This window comes from Aquirufa echingensis, assembly GCF_042714525.1.
In the GTDB taxonomy this organism is placed as follows: domain Bacteria; phylum Bacteroidota; class Bacteroidia; order Cytophagales; family Spirosomataceae; genus Aquirufa; species Aquirufa echingensis.
The window spans coordinates 249149-256732 of the sequence record NZ_JBBKYA010000005.1 but is presented as its reverse complement, the minus strand read 5'-3'; the positions used below and the strand labels follow the sequence as shown (position 1 = coordinate 256732).

General features: G+C 37.4%; 8 protein-coding genes. 7 read left to right on the top strand and 1 reads right to left on the bottom strand.

The features are described from left to right. Positions 1–536: 536 nt before the first annotated feature. The 7 genes from SKC38_RS11320 to SKC38_RS11290 are packed head-to-tail and all read left to right on the top strand — an operon-like array spanning position 537 to position 7068. A complete protein-coding gene (locus SKC38_RS11320; protein WP_377977257.1) occupies positions 537–1742 on the top strand; it encodes a hypothetical protein in 1206 nt (401 codons plus the stop codon). Positions 1743–1756: 14 nt separating this feature from the next. Continuing rightward, a complete protein-coding gene (locus SKC38_RS11315) occupies positions 1757–2761 on the top strand; it encodes a Gfo/Idh/MocA family protein (protein ID WP_377977256.1) in 1005 nt (334 codons plus the stop codon). Next, positions 2761–3246 (top strand): acyltransferase, encoded by a 486-nt coding sequence (locus tag SKC38_RS11310; RefSeq protein WP_377977255.1) that lies wholly within the window; start codon positions 2761–2763, stop codon positions 3244–3246. The genes SKC38_RS11315 and SKC38_RS11310 overlap by 1 nt, the downstream gene beginning before the upstream one ends. A gap of 4 nt (positions 3247–3250) precedes the next feature. After that, complete coding sequence (locus tag SKC38_RS11305; RefSeq protein ID WP_377977254.1) at positions 3251–4348, top strand: DegT/DnrJ/EryC1/StrS family aminotransferase; 1098 nt, start codon at positions 3251–3253, stop codon at positions 4346–4348. After that, positions 4345–5064, top strand: a complete 720-nt coding sequence (locus SKC38_RS11300; RefSeq protein WP_377977253.1) for a glycosyltransferase family 2 protein — start codon at positions 4345–4347, stop codon at positions 5062–5064. The genes SKC38_RS11305 and SKC38_RS11300 overlap by 4 nt, the downstream gene beginning before the upstream one ends. Positions 5065–5083: 19 nt before the next feature. Beyond that, positions 5084–5989, top strand: coding sequence for a glycosyltransferase family 2 protein (locus SKC38_RS11295; RefSeq protein ID WP_377977252.1), 906 nt, complete (start codon positions 5084–5086; stop codon positions 5987–5989). Positions 5990–6024: 35 nt separating this feature from the next. Then, positions 6025–7068: an alkane 1-monooxygenase gene (locus tag SKC38_RS11290; RefSeq protein WP_377977251.1), complete on the top strand. Its 1044-nt coding sequence runs from the start codon at positions 6025–6027 to the stop codon at positions 7066–7068. On the opposite strand, the gene SKC38_RS11285 is transcribed toward SKC38_RS11290, so the two are convergent. Beyond that, positions 7060–7497 carry an Lcl C-terminal domain-containing protein gene (locus tag SKC38_RS11285; protein WP_377977250.1) on the bottom strand — a complete coding sequence of 146 codons (438 nt, stop codon included), beginning with the start codon at positions 7495–7497 and terminating at the stop codon, positions 7060–7062. The genes SKC38_RS11290 and SKC38_RS11285 overlap by 9 nt on opposite strands. Positions 7498–7584 lie beyond the last annotated feature (87 nt).

Here is a 7584-nt window from a genome sequence, read left to right as displayed (position 1 = left end):
TATAGCAAATATGATCTGCGGCTCTGTGAATTTTGACTTTTTCATGGCATCAAATTAACTTTTTTTTTCGTTTTGATACCCGAAATCCTCTAGTTTAAAATCGTACAGTTTTTTGGTAACAGGTCACAATAAATGATTTGAAGTTTGTAATTTGCATTCTGTTCCTTCCTAAGGTTAAATTGAAGGGATAGGTCATTGAAGAGTTTCATTGATTTGTTTGGAATTAGTTAATTATTGCTAGCTCATTAAGTGCTCAATCTTGAGTTAAGACCAATCAAATTTTGTAACCAAATCAGTGACCATTTTTGTAAAACAAAATAAGGAACACATATTTGCGCTGCCTGTAAGGCTTGATAAAAGTGGTTCTGCTGCAAGTATTTCCTCTTCAAAAAGAGGTGTTGCCGCAGGAGATGTTAGGAATTAGAACCTACGCGACCACGATATTAAAAAGCATTTATCAGATTCTGGTAAGTGCTTTTTTTTTGCTTTTTTATTTCATTGCTAAAAGCATTAAATTAGTGTACAAATAGAAAATTATGTTGGTTTATAAGTTAGTTCTGGGGGTATTTTTTTCTTTATTGCTGCTTGCTTCTTTGATTTTAAAGGATCGGATTGAACCTGAAATCAACAAATCACCAAAGCTGTATTTAGTTGCATTCTTTTTGGTATTTAGGCTTTTTCCATTTTTACTTATCTATGTTTACTTAGGCTTCGATGCGAGATCTGACGTATTGATGTTTTATGATTCAGCAGTTTCGGCAGCGAAAGGAGCCTGGGTATATCGAGATTTTGAATCGGCCTATTCGCCATTGTTTCCATATTTTACTGTGTTGCCGCTATGGTTTTGGGAAAGCCCCAAAGCGATCATTTTGCAAATGATTTTATTGGAATTTGGAATTTTATTGGCAACCATAAAGCTGAGAAATGCTTCTGCTTTTCAGGGATTACTCTATTTGTTATTACCTGCTTCATTCATTTTATCTGTTTTAGGTGGACAAGAGGATATTTTCATGTGGGGGGGCGTCGTGTTGGCACTTTTGGTATTCCAACGAAATAAAAATTACCTCATGTTGGGGGTAATTTTAGGGTTAGGGCTATTGATTACCAAGGCTTTATTGGTCTTACTCATTATCGTCATTTTGATTGCGTTAAAAGAGCGGATAAATGTATTGGTTGGATTGTTGCTCGTAGGAATTCCATCGTTAATAATTTTATATTTCAATATTGGATGGGACTTTCTTTCACCCATTCAACAGGCGAATGATCCTCGTTTACCTAATATTTGGTCTATTTTACATCCATTGACAAATGGATTAATCCCTTTAGGTCCCAAGTGGTTAAATTGGGTTGGCTTGTTAAGTATTTTGTTTGTAGGATGCTTTTATATTGCGCGAAACCGTACCGAAAAATTGATTGAGCAGCTTCCTCATTTATTTTTAGTTGTTTATATGTGGATGATGGTAAGTCAACAATCCTCCGTTGTTAATTATGCTTATACTATATTGATGCCTTTAGTATTTTGGGGTAAAATGAGTGAAAAACCGATTTTTTGGATTGGATTGGTCCTATTCAACTTTGCAGTAATTTTACAGGCCCCATTATGGTGGGGAATGGGAATGATTTATTTTCATTCAATTTCTGATTTAATGGTACCCTCGCATGCGCTTGAGTATTTCTTAGAGCTTCTGGTCGTAGGTTCATTGTTTTGGTTCCTTAAAAATATGTTGTTCCTCAAAAAATAAACTATTTTTACATTATGATTCGAGTTGGGATAATAGGTTATGGTTATTGGGGAATAAATTTATTGCGCAATTTTATCAATGCCGCTGATTGTACGGTGACCGCTGTTTGTGATGCGCGTACTGAACGATTACAAGCTGCCCAAAAAGTGCACTATTCGTTAACGGTGTTTACCGATGTAGACACGTTCATGTCGCAAGCTCCGGTAGATGCTGTAGTCATCGCTACTCCTGTATTTTTGCATTTTAGTTTAGCCAAGAAAGCCTTATTGGCTGGAAAGCATGTTTTGGTTGAAAAACCATTGACTGCATCCGTTTCGGAGGCTCATGAATTGGTTGAGCTAAGTTTGAAACACAATTTAGTGTTAGCTGTAGATCATACTTTTCTATTTACAGGTTCTGTACAAAAGATAAAAACCTGTGTTGAATTAGGTGAGTTGGGAGCATTGCAATATTTTGACTCAACACGTATTAATTTAGGTTTGTTTCAACCTGACGTGAATGTTATCTGGGATTTAGCACCTCATGATATTTCTATTTTGAATTATTTGGTACCAGAAAGGCCTGTAAGTGTTGTATGTACTGGGCAAGCGCACACGAAGAGTGGTTTAGAAAATATTGCATATCTAACGTTAAATTACGCATCCAATTTTATTGCTCATTTTACTTGTTCTTGGATTTCGCCCTTGAAAATTAGACGAATATTGATCGGAGGAGATAAAAAGATGTGTTTATATGATGATGTGGAGCCTACTGAAAAAATTAAAATATACGATACAGGGTTTAAGGCAAATACAGAATCTGAAAAGCATCAAATGCTTATCGATTACCGAGTAGGGGATATATTTATTCCTAAAATTCCCCAAAACGAAGCATTGGCTTCGATGGCTAATGACTTTGTTCAAGCTATCCTACATCAGCGAAAGCCGCTTGTAGATGGTATGGCCGGATTGGAAGTTGTTTCAATCTTAGAGGCTGCTCAGAAATCAATTGAATTAGGAGGAAAAGAAATAAAATTATAATGGAGGTACTTAATTCTACTGAAAATTTTCAGTGTTTAAATCATGTTGAGGTGGGCGAAGGTGTAAAAATATTCGCTTTTGTCAATGCTTACCACTGTAAGATTGGTTCTGGTTCTAAAGTGGGTACTTTTGTCGAAATTCAGCGTGGCGTGGAAATTGGTGAAAATTGCAAGATTTCAAGTCACACTTTTATTTGTGAAGGGGTTAAAATTGAAGACAATGTTTTTATTGGCCACAATGTAACATTTGTTAATGATCGTTATCCTCGTGCTACCAATGAAGATGGAAGTATTCAAACGGCTGATGATTGGAAATTGGAAACTACACTAGTTAAAAAAGGCGCTTCAATTGGTTCAAGTGTGACAATTTTGTGTGGGGTTACCATTGGTGAGGGAGCTTTAGTGGGTGCAGGATCTGTCGTAACAAAAGATGTTGCGCCAAATACAGTTGTGGTAGGAAATCCTGCTAAACAAATTAAAAAATAGTCGAATGAATATTCCTTGTTTAGATATTAATAAACAATACCTTTCCATTAAAGCGGAAATACTTGCCAAAACAGAGGAGGTATTTGACTCAAATGCTTTTTCCGGCGGACCATATGTTGCTGCTTTTGAAAAAGATTTTGCCGCATTTTGTGAGAGTAAATTTTCGCTAGGATGCAATAACGGAACGACCGCTTTGCATTTGGCGCTTTTGGCGCTAGGTATTAAATCAGGCGATGAAGTTATTTTGCCAGCGAACACCTTCATCGCAACGGCTTGGGCAATTTCTTATGTTGGCGCTATTCCTGTTTTCGTTGATAATGACCCCAATACCTGGGAAATCGATGTTAATCAGATTGAGGCAAAAATCACATCTAAAACTAAGGCGATTATCGGCGTTCACCTGTATGGTCAACCCTTTGATATTGATGCTGTTCGCAGCATTGCTGAAAAACACCAATTATTTGTCGTAGAAGATGCGGCACAAGCGCAAGGTGCTCGCTATAAAGGTAAGCCAGTTGGGACTTTCGGAGATATTGGATGTTTCAGTTTTTATCCGGGGAAAAACTTAGGTGCTTTTGGAGAAGCAGGAGGATTAACCATGCAAGATGAATCTTATGCAAAGCATATCATGCGCTTGCGTAATCATGGAATGGAGCAACGCTATTACCATGAGGAGATAGGGTATAATTATCGAATGGATGGCTTGCAAGGAGCAATTTTGAGTATCAAATTGAAGTACCTCGCCAACTGGAATTCTCGAAGAAAGGAGATTGCTCAGAAATATTTGAGTCAAATTGTTAATCCTTTGATTACCATGCAGCATCAGCCGGTATGGTCGGATTCAGTTTTTCATTTATTTGTTGTGACTACGCCTGACCGTGAAAATTTTGCCGCTTTTTTAGCAAAAAATGGCATTCAAGTGGGTTATCATTACCCTGTTCCTTGTCATTTGCAAAATGCATACAAATACCTAGGGCATTCAACTGGTGATTTTCCAAATGCTGAATATTTGGCTGCACATTGTGTTTCCTTGCCTATGTTTGCTGAATTAACTGACGAAGAGGTTAGTCATGTTATTGACATCGTAAATCAATATAAATGAGCAAGCAATCTTGGTCAGTCATTGTGTTTTGTTTCAATGAAGTTGGAACAGTAGAGCAAGTTGTCAAAAAGACAATGGAGACTCTTCAAAAAATGAATATCGAATTTTTTGAGGTGCTTTTAGTAGATGATGGTAGCACAGATGGTTCACGGGAGCTAGCAAGCAATTTTACCACATTGTTTCCGAAATTACGTCTTGTATTCCATGACAAGAACATGGGGATTGGCCATGCATTACGAACAGGTTATTTTGAGGCACAATACGAAAATGTTTGTGCTGTTCCTGCAGATGGCCAATTTGATTTGGATGAGTTATTGCCTTATGCTGAAGTTCCGGCTAACTCAATCATATCGTTTTTCCGTAAAGAAAATACAACCTACAGCTTTTTCAGGAACTCTTTGTCTAAAGCAAACAAGCAGTTGAATTTGTGGCTAAATGGATTTGAGTTGAAAGATGTGAATTGGGTTAAAATTTACAAAGGCAAAGTAATCAAGGAAATGAATTTGGAAATAGAAAGCTCGTTAGTTGAAAGCGAAATATGTGCCAAATTCATGATGAAAGGCTTTCACGTGATTGAAATAGAATCGAAATATTTACAGCGTACGTCTGGAATTAGCAAAGGAGCCAGCTTTAAAATTGTTAAGCAAGCCATGATCGATACACTTTTTTTGGCCCGCGTTTTATTCCGATATAGGCAACAAATTAGGAACTTGTAGTTCATAAATTCAACAGGCTATGTCAGGAATTACTGCTATTATATTGACTTACAATGAGGAATTGCATTTGGGACGCTGTATTGCGAGCTTAACTCCAATTTGTGATCGAATATGTATCATTGATTCTTTTTCAACTGACAGAACCATTGAGATAGCCAAAGGATTAGGCGCTGAAGTCTACCAAAATCCATGGGAAAATAATTATGCAGCCCAGTTAAATTGGGGTATCAATCAGATAAATGCTAAGACTGACTGGACAATTCGAATTGATGCAGATGAGTATTTAAGTCCAGAATTAATCAATGAGCTCAAAAGCATATTAACATCTATTCCCAATGACGTTTCAGGAATAGAGTTAACACGAAAAGTGCTTTTTAAAGGAAAGTGGATCCGCTTCGGAGGATTTTATCCGATACATTTGCTTCGAATTTGGCGATCGGGGCAAGGTCTATGTGAAAGTCGGTTGATGGACGAACACATGATACTTTCAGGAGGTAAAATTTTGAGGCTTCAAGAGAATTTGATTGACGAGAATTTGAATTCTATTCATTGGTGGGTAAATAAACATAATAATTATGCCCGTCGAGAGGCCGCGGATATCTTAAATCAAGAATTTTCATTTGTTGAAACTACCGATTTAGCTGGAGTAGAAGTCGGTAAGCAAGCGGCATCAAAACGAAAAGTGAAAAATAATTTATACAATAAACTACCACTCGGTCTTCGTTCCTTGTTGTATTTCTGCTTTCGGTTTTTCCTACAATTGGGTTTTCTCGATCATCCTAAAGTTTGGATTTTCCATTTTATGCAAGGCTTTTGGTATCGATTATTAGTTGATATCAATGTTTATGAGGCTAAAGCTGCCTGTCAAGGAGATGTATTCCGATTGCGCGAATATGTTAGGAATGAGTGGAAAATTAAAATATAATTGATTAGTATTACTTTCAGTAAAGTGAAGCTAACATGCGCATCATCAAGTATATTCTTCCATTTATCCTTTTTCTCGGTGCTTGGATTTCCTATCAGTCCGTCGGAATCTTGTGTTGGGCCACAATCCTCTTTAGTTTCCTTTTTATCCCAATCGCGGAATTGTTGATTCCTTCGGATGAAGGTAATTTGTCGGAAGCCGACGAACTAGCAGCTCAAAACAACCCAATGTATGATGTCGTCTTATACATGGCCTTTTTCTTACATCTGGTTTCCCTGTTTTATTTCTTGAATCAGGTAGCTGACCCTCTGATATCGGTTCAAGATCGAGCAGGACGAATTTTAACAGCGGGTTTACTGGCAGGGATTTTTGGGATTAATTTAGCCCATGAATTAGGACATCGTTCGAAAAAAATCGAACAAGGCATGGCCAAAATTTTGCTTTCTACGAGTCTTTACATGCACTTTTATATTGAGCATAATCGGGGACATCATACCCATGTGAGTACTCCAGATGATCCAAGTACTTCTAGGTACCGACAAAGCGTATTTGCTTTTTATTTCCAAACAATTCCGGGCACCTATCTTAGCGCCTGGCGAATCAATAATAAGATTTTAAAGAATCAGCAATCAGGTTTTTGGTCTTTACAAAATGAAATGTTAATCTTTCATTTCGCTCAATTTGGCCTTTTGTTAAGTATTTATTCGATTTGGGGAATAGCGACTTTGGTTTTTTTTTTAATTGCCGCGTTGATTGGAATTTTGCTATTAGAATCCGTGAATTACATCGAACATTATGGCTTAATGCGTCAGTTGAATGCAAATGAACGTTATGGTCGCGTGCAACCAGAACATTCTTGGAACAGCAATCATTTATTAGGTCGTGTACTTTTGTTTGAGCTCAGTCGGCACAGCGATCATCATTATTCTGCATCGCGAAAATATCAAATTCTCCGCCACCATGAAGGGGCACCACAAATGCCTACGGGATATCCTGGGATGTTGATTTTAGCCATGATTCCACCAATTTATTTTACCGTGATGGACCTGCAGATGAAGAAATACGGTGTGTTAAAATGACCGAACTGCTTTCACATAACATTTGAAGTCTTTGAAATAAGACGCCTGAAGGCCTGTTTGGAGGTTGTGCGTCCAAGCATTTTGTTTGTCGACCTCCGTAGAAGTCCAATACCAAGATGATTGAAATATACTTCCACCACCCACTTTTTTCAGATTCAATTTGGGGTGAATTAATTCGAATTCTTCTTTCGTAGGAAGACGCCAGTCGGTAAATCCGTCCACCTGTAAACTATCACAAGCTTTTATCGCTTCATTAAAATCGAGCTTACCTAGGTTTTCAACGCTTGCAATTAAACCATGGCCATTTTTTTCAAAAATCACATAGCCGCCATTTTTAATAATAGGAAGCTTTTTGTTGGAGCTTTGTGCCGAAACAGTTAAGCAAGCGAATGAAAGGAAGCTGAATATGAATAAGTTACGAATCGACATGTATGGTTGTTGTATGGTAATATCCCTCAAAATTAGATAAAATAAGTGTTAGAGGAAATTTATTTGGATTTTTATCGTTGGAATGGG

Coding starts and splice junctions, on each gene's coding strand:
- SKC38_RS11320 (WP_377977257.1), top strand. CDS start 537: ATGTTGGTTTATAAGTTAGTTCTGGGGGTATTTTTTTCTTTATTGCTG.
- SKC38_RS11315 (WP_377977256.1), top strand. CDS start 1,757: ATGATTCGAGTTGGGATAATAGGTTATGGTTATTGGGGAATAAATTTA.
- SKC38_RS11310 (WP_377977255.1), top strand. CDS start 2,761: ATGGAGGTACTTAATTCTACTGAAAATTTTCAGTGTTTAAATCATGTT.
- SKC38_RS11305 (WP_377977254.1), top strand. CDS start 3,251: ATGAATATTCCTTGTTTAGATATTAATAAACAATACCTTTCCATTAAA.
- SKC38_RS11300 (WP_377977253.1), top strand. CDS start 4,345: ATGAGCAAGCAATCTTGGTCAGTCATTGTGTTTTGTTTCAATGAAGTT.
- SKC38_RS11295 (WP_377977252.1), top strand. CDS start 5,084: ATGTCAGGAATTACTGCTATTATATTGACTTACAATGAGGAATTGCAT.
- SKC38_RS11290 (WP_377977251.1), top strand. CDS start 6,025: ATGCGCATCATCAAGTATATTCTTCCATTTATCCTTTTTCTCGGTGCT.
- SKC38_RS11285 (WP_377977250.1), bottom strand. CDS start 7,497: ATGTCGATTCGTAACTTATTCATATTCAGCTTCCTTTCATTCGCTTGC.